General features: G+C 56.8%; 16 protein-coding genes. 13 read left to right on the top strand and 3 right to left on the bottom strand.

The features are described from left to right. Positions 1-46 precede the first annotated feature (46 nt). From BUE18_RS05650 to BUE18_RS05675, 6 genes are read left to right on the top strand one after another with little or no spacing between them, the layout of a single operon-like run. Positions 47-1,663, top strand: coding sequence for an MBL fold metallo-hydrolase RNA specificity domain-containing protein (locus tag BUE18_RS05650; protein ID WP_073473776.1), 1,617 nt, complete (start codon positions 47-49; stop codon positions 1,661-1,663). 14 nt (positions 1,664-1,677) lie between these two features. Further along, positions 1,678-2,811 (top strand): MlaE family lipid ABC transporter permease subunit, encoded by a 1,134-nt coding sequence (locus tag BUE18_RS05655; protein ID WP_073473778.1) that lies wholly within the window; start codon positions 1,678-1,680, stop codon positions 2,809-2,811. Positions 2,812-2,814: 3 nt separating this feature from the next. Next, positions 2,815-3,579: an ABC transporter ATP-binding protein gene (locus BUE18_RS05660; protein ID WP_073473780.1), complete on the top strand. Its 765-nt coding sequence runs from the start codon at positions 2,815-2,817 to the stop codon at positions 3,577-3,579. A 35-nt stretch (positions 3,580-3,614) separates the two neighbouring features. After that, complete coding sequence (locus BUE18_RS05665; RefSeq protein WP_073473781.1) at positions 3,615-4,631, top strand: MlaD family protein; 1,017 nt, start codon at positions 3,615-3,617, stop codon at positions 4,629-4,631. A gap of 31 nt (positions 4,632-4,662) precedes the next feature. Further along, a complete protein-coding gene (locus BUE18_RS05670) occupies positions 4,663-5,301 on the top strand; it encodes an ABC-type transport auxiliary lipoprotein family protein (protein WP_073473783.1) in 639 nt (212 codons plus the stop codon). A gap of 9 nt (positions 5,302-5,310) precedes the next feature. Next, complete coding sequence (locus tag BUE18_RS05675; RefSeq protein WP_073473785.1) at positions 5,311-5,832, top strand: PaaI family thioesterase; 522 nt, start codon at positions 5,311-5,313, stop codon at positions 5,830-5,832. Positions 5,833-6,059: 227 nt separating this feature from the next. Here BUE18_RS05675 and BUE18_RS05680 read toward each other — a convergent pair whose 3' ends face one another. From BUE18_RS05680 to murA, 3 genes are all read right to left on the bottom strand, one after another. Further along, entirely contained in the window at positions 6,060-7,292 is a 1,233-nt protein-coding gene (locus BUE18_RS05680; RefSeq protein ID WP_083610800.1) for an MFS transporter, read from the bottom strand. A gap of 287 nt (positions 7,293-7,579) precedes the next feature. Then, a complete protein-coding gene (locus tag BUE18_RS05685) occupies positions 7,580-9,973 on the bottom strand; it encodes a DNA internalization-related competence protein ComEC/Rec2 (RefSeq protein ID WP_170868279.1) in 2,394 nt (797 codons plus the stop codon). 85 nt (positions 9,974-10,058) lie between these two features. Further along, complete coding sequence (gene murA / locus BUE18_RS05690; RefSeq protein ID WP_073473791.1) at positions 10,059-11,309, bottom strand: UDP-N-acetylglucosamine 1-carboxyvinyltransferase; 1,251 nt, start codon at positions 11,307-11,309, stop codon at positions 10,059-10,061. A gap of 334 nt (positions 11,310-11,643) precedes the next feature. Here murA and BUE18_RS05695 point away from each other — a divergent pair, with 334 nt between their 5' ends. The 7 genes from BUE18_RS05695 (at position 11,644) to BUE18_RS05730 (ending at position 18,672) form a co-directional block, all read left to right on the top strand. Next, positions 11,644-12,327 carry a methylenetetrahydrofolate reductase C-terminal domain-containing protein gene (locus BUE18_RS05695; RefSeq protein WP_073473793.1) on the top strand — a complete coding sequence of 228 codons (684 nt, stop codon included), beginning with the start codon at positions 11,644-11,646 and terminating at the stop codon, positions 12,325-12,327. A gap of 69 nt (positions 12,328-12,396) precedes the next feature. Then, complete coding sequence (locus BUE18_RS05700) at positions 12,397-13,329, top strand: methylenetetrahydrofolate reductase (protein WP_073473794.1); 933 nt, start codon at positions 12,397-12,399, stop codon at positions 13,327-13,329. 88 nt (positions 13,330-13,417) lie between these two features. Beyond that, on the top strand, positions 13,418-14,635 hold the full coding sequence (locus BUE18_RS05705; RefSeq protein ID WP_073473796.1) for an FAD-dependent oxidoreductase: 1,218 nt from the start codon (positions 13,418-13,420) through the stop codon (positions 14,633-14,635). Continuing rightward, positions 14,632-16,230 carry a hydrogenase iron-sulfur subunit gene (locus BUE18_RS05710; protein WP_073473798.1) on the top strand — a complete coding sequence of 533 codons (1,599 nt, stop codon included), beginning with the start codon at positions 14,632-14,634 and terminating at the stop codon, positions 16,228-16,230. Before BUE18_RS05705 ends, BUE18_RS05710 begins: the two co-directional genes overlap by 4 nt. Positions 16,231-16,302: 72 nt before the next feature. Continuing rightward, positions 16,303-17,622 carry a (Fe-S)-binding protein gene (locus BUE18_RS27245; protein WP_083610802.1) on the top strand — a complete coding sequence of 440 codons (1,320 nt, stop codon included), beginning with the start codon at positions 16,303-16,305 and terminating at the stop codon, positions 17,620-17,622. A gap of 189 nt (positions 17,623-17,811) precedes the next feature. Beyond that, positions 17,812-17,994, top strand: coding sequence for a hypothetical protein (locus BUE18_RS27855; RefSeq protein WP_073473804.1), 183 nt, complete (start codon positions 17,812-17,814; stop codon positions 17,992-17,994). 33 nt (positions 17,995-18,027) lie between these two features. Then, on the top strand, positions 18,028-18,672 hold the full coding sequence (locus tag BUE18_RS05730; RefSeq protein WP_073473806.1) for a lactate utilization protein: 645 nt from the start codon (positions 18,028-18,030) through the stop codon (positions 18,670-18,672). Positions 18,673-18,681: the final 9 nt, after the last annotated feature.

Consider the following 18,681-nt stretch of genomic DNA (forward strand, 5'->3'; position numbering starts at 1 on the left):
TTTCCAGGTATATACGGCATATATTGTAAAGGAAAGGCAGCAAACAATGGTACGAGTTACATGCTTGGGCGCCGCTGGCGGAGTGACTGGCTCCAACCATTTGGTGGAGACCTCGGACGGCAGAAAAATTTTGGTGGATTGCGGCCTGTTTCAGGGCGGCAGACAAATGGAAGCCCGCAACTGGGAAAGTTGGGGATTCAACCCCGCGGACATTGATCTGGTGATTGCCACGCATGCGCACATTGACCACATCGGCCGCATTCCCAAACTGATCAAGGACGGATACAAGGGAAAAATCATTGCATCCCCTCCCACCATCGATCTGGCGGAAATCCTGCTTTTGGACTCGGCGCACATTCAGGAAATGAACGCCGAGTGGCAGACCCGCAAGAACAAACGCAGGGGCCGCAAAGACATCCAGCCCCTGTACACCACTCCGGACGCCGAAAGAAGCCTTTCCCATTTCCAGCCCCAGAATCGGGACGAAATGCTGGAACTGAATATGGGCGTAAGGATCCGCTTGCGGAACGCCGGCCACATTCTGGGCTCGAGCATTCTGGAAATGTGGATCGAGGACGGCGGCCAGGAGATGAAAATCGTATTCTCCGGGGATATCGGCCAGCCCGAGCAGCTTATCATCAAAGACCCTTACGAGGTTTTCGCCGCGGACTTCCTGTTCATGGAAGCCACTTACGGCGACCGGCTGCATAAATCCCACGAGGAAAGCCGCCAGGAGCTTCTGGAGGCTATCAAATTCAGCTACGAAAACGGCGAAAAGGTCGTCATCCCGGCTTTCGCCGTGGAGCGCACCCAGGAAATCCTGTATATTTTGGGCGAATTCCACCGCGCCGGCGTACTGCCTGACATGCCCATCTATCTGGACAGCCCGTTGGCCATCAAGGCCACGGAGATTTTCCGCAAGCACAAAAAGCATTACGACGAAGAGGCCATGGCTATAGTTCGCAAGGGCTTCGACCCCCTGGACCTGCCCAACCTCAAGTTTACGCCCAGCACGGCGGAATCCATCGCCATCAACGAGAGGCCCGGCCCCGCCATTGTCATGGCCGGAAACGGCATGTGCACGGCCGGCAGGATCAAGCATCATCTCAAGCACAATTTGTGGAGGCCGGGCGCCAGCTTGGTCATCGTGGGGTTCCAGGCTCAGGGCACTACGGGCCGCCGGATTGTGGAAGGCGCCTCCGAGGTCAAGATTTTCCGGGAAACCGTGGCCGTAAAGGCCAAGGTTTACACCATCGGCGGTTTCTCCGCCCATGCGGACCAGGAAGACCTGTTGCGGTGGGTGGGCCACTTTGCGGAATCCAAGCCCAAGGTTTTCCCCATCCATGGCGAACCCGAGGCCTGCAAGGTGTTGGCGGAAAAAATCCAGGAGAAATACGGCCTGGAAACCCATGTGCCCAGATGGCGGGAATCCATCCTCCTCACTCCCAAAGCCGTGGATTATGTGCTTCCGGAAAAAGAAGAGGACATGGAGCCGGACTACTTCGCAGAGATGAACAACGTCATCGTGAGCATGGAACGAAATATCCGGGAGTTGCGCAGAACGCTGAACGAGCGACTGGCTAAGAAAAAGGACGGAGACCACGGACTGGAGCGTCTCCAGTTTATTCAAGAGGAACTGGAAAGCATTCTGAAAAGCGGATAACAGCCATTCTAAGGATGAATACTCTGGCAGCCACGTTCACCATCGAAGACAACGACGGCAAAGGCTCAAGCCTGCGACTGCACGGGCCCTTGGACCAGGACGCCTATTTTGCACTGGCCGGCCCTTTACGCCAAGCCGTAAAGAAGGGCTGCGCCGGCGAGTTGGTGATTGACCTTAAGGACGTGACCCGCCTGGACGACTTTGGAGCGCTGCTGCTGGCGCACGTGCATAAAGCCGCCGACGCCGTGAACTGCCCCTGCTCCATTGAGGCGGCCAGGCCCAGTGTGCGGGAAGTCCTGGACCTGCTGCATTTCCAAAGGCTGATAAACGCGCCTGCTCTGGAAAAGCCCAAACACGAAAATCCCTTTGTCGCCCTGGGCGGAGCAATCATTGATAAAGTGCTTGGCGCCAAGGAGTTGATTGACTTCACCGGCGACGTTCTGCTTTGCGCCGCCATTGTGGTCCGCCACCCCTTTTCCATGCGTTGGGACGACATGTTGACGTCCATGCGCAAAGTGGGCGTGGACGCTGTGCCCATCGTGGGTCTCATCAATTTCTTGCTGGGTTTTATCATGGCGTTCATGACCTCGGTGCAGCTCAAGCAGTTCGGGGCCAATATTTATGTGGCGCCCCTGGTGGCCATCGCCATGGTTCGGGAGTTGGGGCCCATCATGACGGCCATTGTAGTCACGGGCCGCTCCGGCTCGGCCTTTGCCTCGGAAATCGGCGCCATGAAGATTTCCGAAGAGGTGGACGCGTTGTCCACCATGGGCTTCAATCCCGTGGTTTTTCTGGTCATGCCCAAAATGGCCGCGGCCATGATCGTCATGCCGATTCTGACCGTCTTCGCCTGCTTGTTCGGCATCCTGGGGGGGCTGCTTGTGGGAGTGGTCTTCCTGGACCTGACCCTGTCCAATTACCTGAGTGAAACCATCGACAGCCTGAGCATGTACGCGGTCAATTGGTGCTTTTTCAAGGCCGTCGTGTTTGCGTTTTTAATCACTTGGATTGGCTGCCTCCGCGGCTTTCAGGTCAAAGGCGGCTCCTCGGCCGTGGGCGAGGCCACCACGTCGTCTGTGGTTTCGGGCATATTTCTCATTATTCTATGGGATTGCATCTTTGCATTCATCCAGCTGTACTGGAGCTGATTCATGGATCAGGAGCCCATCATAAGCGTTAGGAACCTCACTGCCGGGTACGGGGACGTCCGCATCCTGGAGGACGTTTCCCTTGAAGTAAGCCCGGGGGAAATCCTGATGATCGTGGGCGGCAGCGGATGCGGTAAAAGCACCCTGCTCAAGCACATGATCGGGCAGTTGCCTCCCATCAACGGCGAAATCCTGGTGGACGGCTGCCGCCTTAACACCTGCAGCACAAGCGAGTACCATGACCTGCTCAAACGCATCGGAGTGCTGTATCAGGGCAGCGCGCTTTTAAGCTCCCTCACGGTGGGGCAGAACGTGGCCTTGCCCATCCTGGAGCACACGGATTTGCCCAAGGACGCCGTGGACAGCCTGGTCAGGATCAAACTGGCTATGGTTTACCTGGACGGAACGGAAAACCTGCTGCCTTCCGAGCTTTCGGGCGGCATGAAAAAAAGGGCCGGCTTGGCCAGGGCCATGGCCTTGAACCCCAAGATCCTTTTTTTTGATGAACCTTCGGCCGGTCTGGACCCCATTACCTCGTCCGAGCTGGACCGTTTGATATTGCAGCTTAACAAGATATTCAAAACCACCATGGTGGTGGTTACCCACGAATTGCGAAGCATTTTTTCGGTCGCCCAAAGGGTGATCGTTCTGGACAAGGAAACCCGGGGGATTATCGCCCAGGGGACTCCTATGGACCTTAAAAACAACAACGCCCATCCCCTGGTCAGGGATTTTTTCAACCCGCCGGGGCAGGATGTCTGCGACTGACATCCATTGCATTGTGGGCATGGAGACAACCAAGCATGGCTTCCGTACAAACCAAGTTCATGGTCGGGCTATTTCTCATTGTGGGCGTCGCCTTAACAGTGGTGGTGGTCATATGGGTCGGCATGTCCGGGTATTTGGAAAAAGGCGTAAACTATGTCATGTACTTCGATGAATCCGTCCAAGGCCTGGATCAGGATTCCACGGTAAAATATCGCGGCGTGCCCATCGGCTCGGTGCAGTCCATCGAAGTGGCCGCAGACGGCAAACTGGTGGAGGTGGTGGTTAAAATCCGTAAAGGCGATATCCCTGAAGAGCCTGTTTTCGCGCAATTGAAGTCTGTGGGCATTACCGGCATCATGTTCATTGAACTGGATCTGGATCCGGCCCCTTCCGCTCTAAAACAGGACTTTTCCTTTGAACCGCCTTACCCGGTCATCCCCACCCGGCTGTCGGGAATCAACCAGATTTTCCGCAATGTGGAGACCATGTTCAGCCGTTTTGAGCAAATGGACGTGGAAGGCGTCATCGTCCGGCTGCAGCGGGATCTGGACTCCCTGGACAAGGTGATCAAAAATACGGACACGGAGGCCATTTCCTCGTCCATTGTGGAATCCCTGGACCGATTGAACAACATCCTGGACCCGGAACGCTGGGACGCCATTCTCGCTTCCGTGCAGCAGGTGGGGCCGGAAGTGGAGGAAACCGTAGGAGACGCCCGCGCCATGTTCAACAGGGCTGAATCCGCCCTGGGCAGGCTGGACGGCCTTTTGCTTCAGAATCAGGAAAACCTGGCCCTCGCCATGGACGCCTTGCGCGAAACCATGGAGGCCGCGGCCAGCATGGTGAAAGAAGGGGAAAACCTGGTGGCCGGAACGGACGACAAATTCAGCCATTTGCAACAGCACTTGCTGGTTTCGGTGCAGAATCTGGAAAAAGCCACGGAAAACCTGAACAGACTCCTGGACAGCCTGGCTCAGGACCCCGCGCAAATTCTGCTGGGCCAGCCGCCTGCGCCGCGAAGCGTTGGAAATGGCGGGGGCTCCGTACGATAGAATGTCTTGTCAACCAACAAGGAGAATCCGCGTGAAACCCGGAAGAATCATTCCAATCATATGTACAGCGCTGATGTTAGGGGCGCTGTCGGCTTGCAATATCTCGCGCACCGCCGCAACCCCCATCACGCATTACACTCTGGAATATGAATCCCCAAAAATGGAAAAGGCCCAAGTCCTGCCTTACGTCATCATGCTCAAACGCTTTTCCGTTTCTCCGGACTACAATATGCTGCCCATCATATACCGGGACAAAGCCTTTGTGCGAAACACCTACTCCTATCACAGGTGGAGGGCCAACCCCGGGGACCTGGTGACGTATTATCTGGCCAGGGACTTTAAGGCCCAGAGCGCCTTTGCAGCCGTTCTTTCCTATGACTCCAACCTCAGGATGACCCACACTCTGGAAGGCGTGGTGGAGGAGTTTTACGAAAGGGACGGCGAAGAAAGCTGGGAGGCTGTTTTGGGCTTCAGCGTCACCCTGGTCAAAATGCACGAGCCTGACGTGACCCGTCAGATAGTACTTCAAAAACAATACCGCCTGACCCAAAAGGCGGAGGAAAAGAATCCGGAATCCATCGCCAAGGCCATGAGCCAGGCCATGGAAAAAGCGTCCCTCATGGTAATGGAGGACGTGTACGCGGCTCTGGCGGCCGAAGACCGGAAATAGGCGGATAAGATGGAAGAAACCCAACGCATCCCTCTGCCCAATTTGGAGGGTTATAATTGCTTCGCCTGCGGGTCGGCCAACCCCATCGGCCTGCATATGCATTTCTTTCTGGAAGGGGATAAAGTGGTCTCGGATTTGGTCTTGGACCAAAACCTGGCCGGCTGGGAAAACCTGGTCCACGGCGGCATCATTTCCACGCTCATGGACGAAATCGTGGGCTGGACCGTCATCACCCTGAAAAGAAAATTCTTCGTCACCCGCAGTCTGAACATCCGCTATTTGCGCCCCATACCCGTGGGCTCCAAAGTGCGCGTGCAGGGCAAGTTCCGGTCCGAGTCGGAAAACGGACGGGCGACCATAGACGCCCTGTTGCTGGGGCCTGACGGCCGCAAGTCCGCCACGGGCAAGGCCGAGGTGGCCTTTTTGTCCGAAAAGCGCATCAAGGAAATCCCCCAAAGCCACCAAAAGGACATGAACTGGCTCTTTGAACAATTGGAGATCGCATTCAACAAAAGCGCCCTGTCGGAGTGATATGAAAATGTTCAGGTAGGCAATGGTAGTTTGAGATTTTAGCAACTTACGCCCATCACAATCAGTCAGCGCCAAAGCCGCCGCTTTCCGTCATCCCCGTGGAGGGAGACGGCGGGATGATTGCGGCTTTTTTGCAATCATCATAACGCCTTCCCGGAAACGGGGACCCAGTGTTCTTCTTTAACATTACCAACTGCGCCCGTCGGCTCCCTGAAAGTCTCCCGCCGTCAATCATTGCGACCCCTCAACAACAAATTCCCCAACAACGCCGTCGCCCCCATGACTCCGAAGGCGATCCCCCACGAAAAGGCGCTATGCCCTCCGCCCGTCAGGTCCAGGGCGAATCCCGAAGCCACGGTCCCCAGGGACGCGGCCGCAAATCCTCCCAGGGACTGCAGCGCCATGGTCGATCCCCGGCGTTCCGGCTGGGCGGCCGTGATAACCCCGGAGTGTATGGCCGCCGAATCTCCCTGGAAAAACACCGTGTAAAACAGGCACAGCCCGGCCACCGCAAGGTAGGGCAGATGCACGGCGAACCCCATTGCCAATGCTGTAATGCACGAAACCGCCATGATTCCCCGGACCACCCTCCGCCTGCCGAACCGGTCCGCCAGCTCCCCGCCGGTGATGCTGGCTATCATGCCGAAAATTCCCGCTACAGCCATGACCGTCGTAGGATCAGGATAACTTTCCAGCTCCTTTTGCAAGGTCAGGGAAAAGGTTAAAAACGCGACCATCCAGGATCGGGCCGCGAACATCTCCCACATATGGCACATATACGCCAAAATGTAGGAGCGGGCAGGGCGGTTTTTCCAGGCCGGCCGGAAGTCGAATGTTTCCCAAAAAGAGGCGCCGTCGCCAATTTGCGGCGCAGGCCTGGGGGCCAGCATGAAAAACGATATGATCAAGGCCGCCAAAGACCCAACGGCGGCTCCCGCAAAGGCCGTTTTCCATCCCAAAACGGAAAAGATTTTTCCCGTGACGTAAAAGGACATGCTCATGCCCAGACCGAAGCTGGCCGTATAAAAGGACACAGCCCGCGACTGGGACTGCTCGGGAATCCGGTCAATCAGCGCTTTCAGGCCGGGGACGAAGGTCCCGGCGAGCCCCAGCCCGGCCAGCGCCCGGAAAAGGAGCGCCAGCCAGAATCCGTTGACCGCCAGGGCGAAGCCCAGGTTGGCCGCGAATCCCAACACACAGCAGGTCAGGTAGATCTTACGGCCGTCCATGCGATCGGTCAGGCTGGTCAAAAAGGGCACGCCCAGGGTGTAGCCCATGAAATAGACGCCGTTGATCCAGCCGGCCTGGCTGTTGGACAGGCCCCATAGCTTGAGAAAATGGGGCAGCAGGGCGGGAAAGGCGAAGACCCCCAGCATGGAGCACACCTGGGCCGTGCACATGGCGAAAATCAGCCATGCGCCTTTTGGCGATGGCGGTCTTGCTGGGTCTTGGGGCTTCACGCAGGGCTCCTTTCCTGAAAAAGCGTAAAACCCATACTACCATATCAGGAAGGGCGCTGACACAAAAAGCAGGCAAGCCGCCGGCCCTTCTCGCAATCACATTTTATGTCGTTGCAATATCCTTGCGCCATGTAGTTGCGAGGTCTCCTCGCCATGCAGCCGCGCCTCTCCGTAGGCTCCTCATTCCGCTATGTTGGCGCGCCCCCCTGCGGGCGGCATTCGCTGCGGCATGTCCCAATTGGCCCATGGGCTTGGGGGAACAGCTTCAGGGCTTGCCCTGCGTTTTTTTATTGTAGAGACAAGTTTATAGACGCCTTGCCCGCCCAATCCTCTCCTTCCGCGGAAAAGGTGCAGGCGCCCTGGGTTCCCGTATTATACATCTTTGCCCCGACTTTTTCGTATCGCCTTACTACTTCTTCATGGGGAAAGCCGTACCAGTTTCTGTAACCCGTTGTGAACACCACGTGCTCAGGCCGGACCGCCTCTACAAAGGCCTGGGTGGAGGACGTCCTGCTGCCGTGGTGGGGCGCAGCCAGAAGGGTGGATTGCAGGATTTCAGGGGGCCAGCGCTTAAGCAGCAGGTTTTCCCCTTGCTCGCCGATGTCGCCCGTAAATAAAACCGACTTATCGCCCCTGGATAATTTTAACACAAGAGAATTCTCGTTCAATTGCACGTCGCCGCCCAAGCCCGCTTCAAACCCGGGCGCCGGGTGCAAAACCCGGGCGGTTACGCCCCGAATAACCCGCGGCTTGTGCAGTTCCTTCAAAGACGGCCTCAAAACATCCTTGCGTTCGCACGCCGCCGTGAGATGCTCATAGGCATGGATGGGGGCTGGCTGGCCGTTGGACCAGAACTCCCTCACGCGAAATCTTTCGGCCATGTAACCCAGGCCCCCGGCGTGGTCGTGCTGGGGATGGGTCAGAACAAGGTATTCTATGGTATGGATTTTTTGTTGCCAGAGATATGGGGCGACGATCATTCTGCCCGTGTCAAAAGAGGAGGACGCCGAAAGCCCGCCTCCGTCAATTAGCATGCAAGGCCCGCCCGGAAACTCCACCAGGACCGCGCTTCCCTGGCCCACGTCCAGAAAGGTGACCTGCAAATCCTCTCTCCCGAATCGCTGATGCATCCAATATCCGGCGTCGGCCAGCCCCCCAATCAGACACACCGCCAGTAAAGCCGCGCTCCATTTTTTCTTCACGTTTATCAGGGCGAACAAGGCCGCGTAATACAGGGCCATTTCCAGGGCGTTGGGCTTGATGGGCATGACCGAGGCGAAAGGGACGGAGGCCAGCCATTGGGACAATGATAAAACAAATTGGAGAAGATGACCCGCCGCAGCGATCATAAAGCCCGACAGCCAGGGGAGGATGGGGTGGATCAATCCCGCCATCAGAGCCAAGGGCAATACCGCGAACCCGATCAAAGGGACCACGATCAGGTTGGCCAACGGCCCAACCAGGGAAATCCGGTCGAAATAATGGAGTACAATGGGCGCCGCGCCCAAATGGGCAACAATGGGAATTAACAAATAGATCAAACCCCGGCGCTGCAATTTTTCGCCCAGGGTGATGGGGATGGTCCTGAACGGAATCTTTTTCAGGCCGTATAAAATGCAGAACACCGCCGTAAACGACAACTGAAAGCCCACGTCGAACAAGGCCGGCGGGTTCCAAAGCAATATGAGGACCGCCGCCGCGCCCAGGGTGTTCAGCGAATCGTAATCCCGGTTAAATACATAGGCCATAAGAAAAACGCCCACCATGATGACAGCCCGCTGGGTGGAGGGCGCCATGCCGGTGAGCATTCCGTAGAACAGCACGGGCGCCATGGTCAGAATCGCGCTGATTTGGAAGAGCCGGCCCGAAAGCAGCAGCCTTTCAGAACGCGACAAAATCCACTTGAAAAGAAACAGCGCAAACACCGCCACCATGCCGATGTGCAGGCCCGAAATAGCCAGCACATGGGCGATGCCTGCGTCCGCAAACAGATCTCGCGCGTCCTGGTCCACGGCTTTTTTGTCGCCCAACAGCAAAGCCCGGAGCAGAGGGCGGCTTGACTCGGGCGCGGACTCTTCTATCAGCCTTCCCAGGCTTTTTTCGGTTCGCGTGAAAAAACCGCCCGGCGCCTCCAGGATTTCCAGCTTGTCTTTGCCTCGCACGTAGGCTGACCCGAAGATATTTTTAAACCGCATGTAGCGGACGTAATCGAACCCTCCGGGGTTGCTGAAATTCCTGAAAGACCGGATGTCCGACCTGAAATGCACTTTGGCGCCTTTGATCAGTTCCGGAACCGGAGGCCGCACCGTCGTCCTGATTCTGCCTTTTAGAGGGCCGCTGGAGTTGACGTCACTCACTCGAAGCACGAACCGGGTTCTGTCCCTAAACTGGTCAGGCCGCTCAACAATGGTTCCGGTAATCGCCGCCGGCCCGGCGTCTGCATATGTACTTATATGCCCGTCCGGGTTTGGGGGGCCTGTCCAGGGCAAGAGAGAAATCCAGCCTATGCAAAAAATAATAGGAAGGCAGGCCGCGGCGGGGGCGGCCTTGGCTTTTATCAGCAGGGCCAATGCAAGGATTGACAGGAAGATTGCCGGGGCTATGCCCCAGGCAGGGAGGAAAAAGCCGCAGGCGACGCCCACTCCCTGGGCCAGGGCCAGCCCGGACATGGGCCTGGACAAGGCCGGGCCGGGTTTTATTGCGCAAAGATGTTGGCGCGCCGCGCTTCGGGTTTTGGAAAGCCCTCGCCCAATGCGGAAAAGGAGGCTATTTGACCCGTCGGACGGCGGCTCCCAATTGGGAGAACTTCTGCTCGATGGATTCATATCCCCGGTCTATGTGGTAGACCCGGTGAATTTCCGTGCTTCCCTGGGCGATCAAACCGGCAAGTATCAGGGACGCACTGGCCCGCAGGTCGGTGGCCATCACCGGCGCTGCAGACAGATGTTTCACTCCCCGGATCACTGCACTGTTCTGCGAAATGGAGATGTTGGCGCCCATTCGCACAAGTTCGCTCACGTGGATGAATCTGTTTTCAAAAATGGTTTCCGCAATAACCGAAAGGCCCTTGGCCGTAGTCATAAGCACCATGAACTGGGCCTGCATATCCGTGGGAAAGCCGGGATGGGGCAGGGTTTTTACGTCCACGCTGCAAATAGGGCGCTTTCCCTGAACCCGGATTCCGTTGTGCTCCTCGGTCACCGTAGCGCCTGCCAGCCTGAGTTTGCTGATTAAGGCCTGCAAGTGGGCGGGGACGGCGTCCTTAACCAGGACGTTCCCCTCGGTGAGAGCCGCGGCGACCATGAATGTGCCCGCTTCGATCCGGTCGGGAATGATGCTGAATTCCACGGGATTCAAGGCTTCCACGCCCGTAATGGTGAGGACCGGCGATCCCGCGCCTTCCACCTTGCCGCCCATGCGGTTTAAGAGATCGGCCAGGGCCACGATTTCCGGCTCTCTGGCGACATTTCTGAGGATGGTCACGCCTTCGGCCAGGCAGGCGGCCATCATGAGGTTTTCCGTGCCAGTGACCGTGGGGGTGTCCAGGTAGATGTCCGCGCCGCGCAATTTTTCGGCCTGCACCTCCACGTATCCGTGGGAAAGCTCTACGGTGGCGCCTAGCATTTCCAGGCCGCGCAAATGCTGGTCGATGGGTCTGGCGCCAATGGCGCAGCCCCCGGGCAGGCTGACCCGGGCTTTTTTCAGCCTGGCGGTCAAGGGGCCCAAAACCAGCACCGAGGCGCGCATTCTGCGCACCAGGTCGTAAGGCGCTTCGGTCTCACACAGGCCGGAGGCGTCTACTTTAATGGTATGGCCGTCCTTTTCCACCTTGGCGCCCAAATGCTCCAGCAAGAGGCCTATGGTGTTGATGTCCTGAAGTTCGGGTACATTATAAAAGGTGTTCCAGCCGTCCACCAAAAGCGAGGCCGCCAGGATGGGCAACGCCGCGTTTTTCGCGCCTGAAACCTGAACCTCGCCGGACAGGGTTCTTCCGCCTTCTACGATTATTCTATCCATAATTTATAAAAATGCTTTCACGCTAAAATTTTTTAGACAAAATCCCGATATAAAGGGGAGTTGCTACTGCCCCCCCGCCCGGATCATAGAGGAATAAGGCTCGGCGGCGGGACGAAAAGTTGGCAAACGAGGATTACCATAAGACTGGCGGGGGTAATTGTCAAATGAAACGGTTGACAATCAAGCATTTGCCCGGTATACGCCCATAATGAGAAAATTCGTTTCCTCCTGCCGCGGGCTATTCGTGCGCCTGCTGACGCGAGGGGGAAATTTTTTTGCCCCGTTATGAGGACCGCCTCAGGCGGGTCAGTGTGTATTCGGATCAGGAGGAATCATGATAGTTGCGGAAAGAAAACCATTTGATGAAATCAGCGATCTGCTGGCCGGCTACGACAAGGTTCTTACCGTTGGTTGTAAGACTTGCGTCGCCGTGTGCCTTGCAGGGGGCGAGAAAGAAGCCGCTCTCCTGAACAAGGAACTGATGCTGGCTCGCAAGGTTGCTGGCAAGCCCGTAGAAACATGCGCCGCACTGGTCGAAAGACAGTGCGACATGGAATTTTTGGCCGAACTGGACGACATCGTCGATCAGTATGACGCTATTGTATCTATGGCTTGTGGAGCCGGGGTGCAGTTCATGGCGGAACGCTACCCGACAAAACCTGTCCTCCCCGGGGTGAACACCACCTTTATCGGGGTCAACAGAGACGTGGGATGGTACGAAGAAAAATGCCGTTCCTGCGGTAACTGTCTGCTGGGCGTCACCGGGGGCATCTGTCCCATCACCATGTGCGCAAAATCCCTTATGAACGGTCCCTGCGGCGGCACCAACCAGACCAGCTGCGAGATCAATAAGGATCAACCCTGCGCATGGTATGCCATTTATCAGAGGCTGGCCGGCCAGGACCGGTTGGACAATATCCTGAAAATGACGGAGATAATGGATTGGCGCAATAACGTGCCGCGCACCATTGTCCAGCCCGGTTACGAACAACGCAAAGCCGCTTTCAGCGACAAATAGCCCGCCCTTGGCCTGTAAAGGCCGGGGCTTTCATTTGCTTTGCGGCAAGAAAGCGAGAAGGAAAAGCATATGGCTGAATTCAAGTCAAACAGCAAACTGGAAAGAATTTTAAGAGCGGGACACTTCGCCTTCACAGGAGAGCTTGGGCCCCCGCGTGGTTCCAGCGTTGAGCATGTGCGGGAAAAGGCCAAACCCCTCAAGGGCAACGTGGACCTGGTAAATATCACCGACAACCAAACCGCTATGGTGCGTATGTCCAGCTGGGCCGCCTCCATCATCGCCAAGGAAGAAGGCCTGGAGCCCAATTATCAGATGGTGTGCCGCGATAGGAACCGCCTCGCCATGCAGGGCGACATCCTGGGCGCTTACGCCATGGGCATCAATAACATTCTTTGCCTTTCCGGCGACCACATGCAGTTCGGCGACCATCCCGGCGCCAAGGGCGTGTTCGACGTAGACTCCACCCAGCTCATCCACATGGTTAAAAAAATGCGCGATGAGGGAACTTTCCAGGGCGGAGCGGAAATCGAAGAGCCCCCCAAAATGTTCATCGGCGGCGCCGCCAACCCCTTTGCAGAACCTTTTGAATGGCGCGTCCACAGGCTGGCGAAAAAAGTAGCCGCAGGCGTGGACTTCATCCAGACCCAGTGCATCTTCAACATGGAAAAATTCCGTAAGTGGGTCGCCCAGGCCAATGATATGGGGCTGACCGAAAAGGTCTACATCCTGGCCGGCGTCACCCCCATGAAGAGCGTGGGTATGGCGAAATACATGAAAAACCGTGTGCCCGGCATGGACGTTCCCGACGAGATCATCAAACGGCTCCAGGGCGCGGAAAAAGGCAAAGTGGCTGAAGAGGGCATCAAGATCGCCTGCGAGCAGATTGAAGAATTCAAGGAAATGAAGGGCATCGCCGGCGTCCACCTCATGGCCATCGAGTGGGAGCACAAGGTTCCTGAAATCGCCGAACGGGCCAAAGTGTTGCCGCGGCCTGTGGTATAAATGGCAAGTGTGCTTGTTTCATGACGCGCAAGACCTGCCCCGGGCGGAAAGCCCAACTTAGGGCAGGGAGTATCGAAGGAGAAAGCAATTGACTGACAAACCGAAAAAAGCTCTTGTCATTGGCGGCGGCATAGCAGGTCTGACAGCGGCCTGGGAACTCGCCCAGAGCCAGGTTGACGTGGAGCTTGTGGAAAAAAGTCCCTTTTTGGGCGGGCACAGCATCAGCTACTGCTGCAAGGCGACCGATGAATGTGTAAAGTGCGGCGCTTGCTCTGTGGACAAAATGCTGGCTCAGGTGGTTAGTGAACCCCGGATTAATGTGACCCTGGGCGCCGCCGTGGCCAAAGTGGATAAAGGCGGAAAATTCACCGCTTCCCTGGACGTGGCCCCTGCTTACATTGATGCGGAAAAATGCGATAACTGCGGAGAATGCTTTCAGGAATTCCGCAATACCGGCGCGGTGGTTCGCGGATACTCCAAGAACAACACCCCGCTGTACGCCATTTGCGCCGATGCCGCCAAGGACGTGGACGCCGCCAAACTGGCGGGCGTTTGCCCCAAAGGCGCCATCAACCTGGACGCCAAGGCGACCAAAAAGAAAATCAACGCCGACACCGTGGTCGTAGCCACCGGGTTCACCCCCTTTGACGCGACCAAAAAACCCACCTACGGCTACGGCGTGCGCGATAACGTGATCACGGGCATGGAACTGGAAGCCCTGATTCGCCAAAAAGGCCAGGTGGTGCGCCCCACGGACCTCAATCCCCCTGCCAAGACCGCTTTCATCCAGTGCGTCGGCAGCCGGGACGCCCGCCTTGGCAACCTGTGGTGCAGCCAGGTGTGCTGCGCTTACGGCCTGCGTATGGCCCGTAAGATCAAGTACGCCAACCCCGAAGCGGAAGTGAAAGTCTTTTACATGGACATCCAGAGCATCGGAAAGAACTTCCCCGCTTTCTACACCCAGTGCAAGGAAGAACTCGGTTTTGTGCGGAACATCCCCGTGGACGTGTACCCGGAGGAAGAAGGCCGCATGCGCCTTTCCTACGCCGATGAAGACACCGGCGAACGCAAGGACGAAATCTTTGACCTGCTGGTTCTCTCCATCGGCATCACCCCCGGGGAAGACAACGCACAGGTCGCGGAACTGTTCTCCCTGGACCAGGATCAGGACGGCTTCCTGGTTGAAAAGGGCGAAGGCGTATTCCTGGCGGGAACGGCCGCAGGACCTAAAAACATTCCAGCTTCCATGGCCCAGGCGGGATTTGCGGCCTCCGAAGCGCTTAAATACATAGGGGTGACCAAATGAATGCAGACAAGAAAATCATCCAGATCGCTACCGACGTGTTGGTCATCGGCGGCGGGACGGCTGGCGTAGCCGCGGCGCTGGAAGTTGCCGGACAAGGCTACAAAGTTGTTCTGACGAGCAAGGAAGACAAGGTCGCCCAAGAAGCCAAAGACGGCGCAGTCGCCGATCTGACGGCTAAAGCCGAAGCCAACGCCAATATCGAAATCATGACGAACACCGTGGCCGCCGACGTCAAGGGGGTTCCCGGGAAATTTGAGGTCACCCTCAAGACCGGCGACGCAGCCGTGGAAAAAACCTTCGGCGCCATCGTGGTGGCCACCGGCCTCACCACGACAGTGCTGAATGACGCTTACGGCCTGGAAATGGGCCCCAAGGTCGTGTCCCAGTCCGAACTGGAAGCCATGCTGGCCGAAGGCAAGCTGGAAGCCGGCAAGACTGTGGCCTTTTTGGTCGGTTTCGGCCAGGAAGGCAACCCCCTGGTCATGCAGAGGGTGCTTGACAGCCTCACCGCCCTGACCAAGGTCGCCGACACCGACGCTTACGTGTTCGTGGGCGACATCAAGCTGGCCGCCGACGGCCTGGACGCCCTGTACGCACAGGCCCGCCAGGAAGGCGTCATTTACTTCAAAACCAAGGAAACCCCTCAGGTGACGGTTGGCGATGCCATGACCATTTCCATTCTGGATCCGGTCCTCAGGCAGCGGGTGGAAGTGCAGCCTGACCTGGTGGTTGTCGAAGAAGCCATCCTGGCCGATGAAGACAACGCCGCACTGGCCGTCCCGCTGGAAATCGAAGCTGACAATAACGGCTTCCTGCAACCTGACAACGTCCATTACTTCCCGGTCAAGTCCACCCGTTTGGGCATCTACCTGGCTGGCGCATCCCGCGACCTTCTCTCTTTTGAGCAGGGTCTTGAAGATGCAGGCAACGTGGCCCTGGAAGTGAAAAAGTTCCTGGGCGACGGCAATTTGGAAGTGCCTTCCAACACCGCCTTCGTAGATGTGGATAAGTGCACCGTGTGCCTCACCTGCTACCGTTGCTGCCCCCATGGCGCCATCTACTGGGATTCCCGGGCCATCATCGCCGAATCCGCTTGTCAGGGCTGCGGCATCTGCGCCAGCGAATGCCCCAACGACGCCATCCAACTGGGCGACTACGCCGACGACGCCATGGCTCAGGCTGTCAAAGACGGCCAGGGCTCCGCGGGCAAGAGCCCCTGGATCGTGGCCTTCTGCTGCAAGAACAGCGGACTGGAAGCCATGAAAATGGCCAAGGCTTTCGGCTACAGGGTCCCCGCCGGACTCCAGGCCATCGAAGTGCCTTGCGCCGGCAAGATCGACATGGACTATGTGATGGACGCTTTTGTGCAGGGCGCTGACGGAGTCATGCTGCTCACCTGCCACAACGGCAACTGCAAGTCCGACAAGGGCGCTCTGTACGCTTCCTGGAGAGCTGAAGAAATCAAGAAGATGCTGGCCGCCGTAGGCATGCCGGAAGACCGCCTGGTGTGCGCATCTCTTGCCAATAATATGGGTAGAACGTTCTCGGAAATTTCTGTGGAATTGGAAAGATCCATTAAAAAGGCCGGTTCCTGAAACTGAGGGCTTGCCAAACGCGGGGCGCGCCCGTGCGCGCCCCGCGCCCAAATTTACGGGAGGAAAAAACGTATGGCAGAAGAAGTTATCAAATTAACAAAAAAAGGGGGGAGCACCCTTAAAGACAAGGTCATGGAGATTCTGCCTGAAGGCGGAAATCTGAATCTCTGCCTGACCTGCGGCGCCTGCTCCTCCGGATGCCCGGCCACCGGGCTCCACGACATGGACCCCAGGAAATTCCTGCGCATGGCAGCCCTCGGGATGGACGAGGAGATCAAGAACTCTCCTTGGATCTGGTGCTGCTCCATGTGTCAACGGTGCATCTACGTGTGCCCCATGAAAATCGACATTCCTCAGTTGGTTTTCAACGCACGCAAAACCGTACCCAGGGAAGAACGCCCCAAGGGCATCCTGGCCTCCTGCGACATGGCCCTGCGCAGCGATACATGCAGCGCCATGGGAACCAACGAGGAAGACTTCCAGTTTGTGGTGGAAGACGTCCTGGAAGAATACCGGGAAGCTCAACCTGAATTCAAGGACATGCAGGCCCCCATCAACAAGGAAGGCGCCTACTTTTTCCTGAATCAGAACTCCCGCGAACCCGTGACCGAGCCCGATGAAATGGTGCCCCTGTGGAAGATCCTCCACCTGGTCGGCGCTGACTGGACTTATGGAACCAAGGGCTGGGCCGCTGAGAATTACTGCATGTTCCTGGCGGACGACGACGCCTGGAAGCATATTGTCGAGGTGAAAGCCAAGGCAGTGGATGATCTGGGCTGTAAGGTCTGGCTCAATACCGAATGAGGCCACGAACTTTTCGCAGTCCGGGCCGGACTGAAAAAATACGGTGTCGAGCACAAGTTTGAAATCAAGAGCATCATCCAATACTACGCACAGTGGATTCGCGAAGGCAAACTCAAGGTGAACTCCGACTGGAACAAGGATCTGAAAATCAAGTTTACGGTTCAGGATCCCTGCCAGTTGGTGCGTAAATCCTTCGGCGATCCCGTGGCGGAAGACCTGCGCTTTGTGGTCAAGTCCGTTGTCGGCGAAGAAAACTTCGTGGACATGACCCCCAACCGCTCCAATAACTTCTGCTGCGGCGGCGGCGGCGGCTTCCTGCAAAGCGGTTACGCCGAAGAACGCCGGGAATACGGCCGGCTTAAGCTGAACCAGATCCTGGCCACCGGCGCCCAATACGCCATCACGCCTTGCCATAACTGCCACGCCCAGGTTCATGACTTGGCCGAGCATTATGAAGCGCCTTACCACACGGTCCATTTATGGACCCTGATTTGTCTTTCCCTCGGCGTTCTCGGTCCCCAGGAACGGGAATACCTGGGAGACGATCTGAAAGAAGTCAATGTGGCTGATTTCACGTCCATGTACTAGGTAGATCCAAGGGAGCCCCGTCCATTGGGGCTCCCTTTTTTCCGCTGCGCCTGCTGTTTTTTGTTTTTGCTCCATTTTACAATAAGACCGGGATTGACTGCCCCAGCGGGGCGGTGATATCCAATGGCATTCGTGTTTGTTTTCTGATGTTCACTTAATCGGCCGTATACGACCTGGAGGGGATGCTCTATGGCGACTCGGAAAATGAAACAAATGGCGCTAAAACAAGCCATTCAAATTGCAAGGGATTACGCCAGGGGCGGCAGCGAGAAATCCTCGCCCGACATTGTTCTGGATCAATCCTACAAACGCCTGTTACAAATTATGGAAGATATTGGAGAGACCCCCTGCGACGAGGTTCCTCCGGAATAACGTTATTATCTGCAAGACCAGGGAGGCTGGACGATGGCTGAAGATTATCGGAAATGGCTGTGGGAAAAAACCGGGGAAAAATGCGTCAATAATCTTAAAAAGCACGCCTTTGACGCCCACCTTTGCAAGACGTCCCAGGAAGCCAAAGAATTAATCCTAAAAATGATTTCCCAATACGAAACGTTCGGCTTCGGCGGCTCCTCCACCACCCGGGACATGGGCCTGATCGAAGCCCTGAAAGAACAGGGGAAAACCATCCTAGACCATAACGATCCGTCGCTTCCCTTTGAAGAAAGCCTGGAATTCCGCCGCCAGCAAAGCCTGTGCGATTGCTTTTTATGCTCGGCCAACGGCATTTCCGTGACCGGTGAAATCGTCAACGTGGACGGCTGCGGCAACCGGACCAACGCCATGTCCTTCGGCCCCAAAAAGGTCGTAATCGTGGCCGGCGCCAATAAAATCTGCAAGGACCTCCATGCAGCCCTGGACAGGGTCCACACCGTGGCCGCGCCCATGCGCGCCAAAAGCCTGAACATGGAAACTCCCTGCGCAGAAACCGGAATTTGCGTGGACTGCAACTCTCCGTCCCGCGTCTGCCGGATCACCACCATCCTGCACCGCAAACCCATGCTTACGGACATCAGCGTGGTCATTGTGGCGGAGGAGTTGGGATATTAATCAGGTTAC

It is taken from the genome of Desulfatibacillum alkenivorans DSM 16219 (assembly GCF_900142135.1).
Lineage (GTDB): Bacteria > Desulfobacterota > Desulfobacteria > Desulfobacterales > Desulfatibacillaceae > Desulfatibacillum > Desulfatibacillum alkenivorans.

Coding starts and splice junctions, on each gene's coding strand:
- BUE18_RS05650 (WP_073473776.1), top strand. CDS start 47: ATGGTACGAGTTACATGCTTGGGCGCCGCTGGCGGAGTGACTGGCTCC.
- BUE18_RS05655 (WP_073473778.1), top strand. CDS start 1,678: ATGAATACTCTGGCAGCCACGTTCACCATCGAAGACAACGACGGCAAA.
- BUE18_RS05660 (WP_073473780.1), top strand. CDS start 2,815: ATGGATCAGGAGCCCATCATAAGCGTTAGGAACCTCACTGCCGGGTAC.
- BUE18_RS05665 (WP_073473781.1), top strand. CDS start 3,615: ATGGCTTCCGTACAAACCAAGTTCATGGTCGGGCTATTTCTCATTGTG.
- BUE18_RS05675 (WP_073473785.1), top strand. CDS start 5,311: ATGGAAGAAACCCAACGCATCCCTCTGCCCAATTTGGAGGGTTATAAT.
- murA (WP_073473791.1), bottom strand. CDS start 11,309: ATGGATAGAATAATCGTAGAAGGCGGAAGAACCCTGTCCGGCGAGGTT.
- BUE18_RS05695 (WP_073473793.1), top strand. CDS start 11,644: ATGATAGTTGCGGAAAGAAAACCATTTGATGAAATCAGCGATCTGCTG.
- BUE18_RS05700 (WP_073473794.1), top strand. CDS start 12,397: ATGGCTGAATTCAAGTCAAACAGCAAACTGGAAAGAATTTTAAGAGCG.
- BUE18_RS05710 (WP_073473798.1), top strand. CDS start 14,632: ATGAATGCAGACAAGAAAATCATCCAGATCGCTACCGACGTGTTGGTC.
- BUE18_RS27855 (WP_073473804.1), top strand. CDS start 17,812: ATGGCGACTCGGAAAATGAAACAAATGGCGCTAAAACAAGCCATTCAA.
- BUE18_RS05730 (WP_073473806.1), top strand. CDS start 18,028: ATGGCTGAAGATTATCGGAAATGGCTGTGGGAAAAAACCGGGGAAAAA.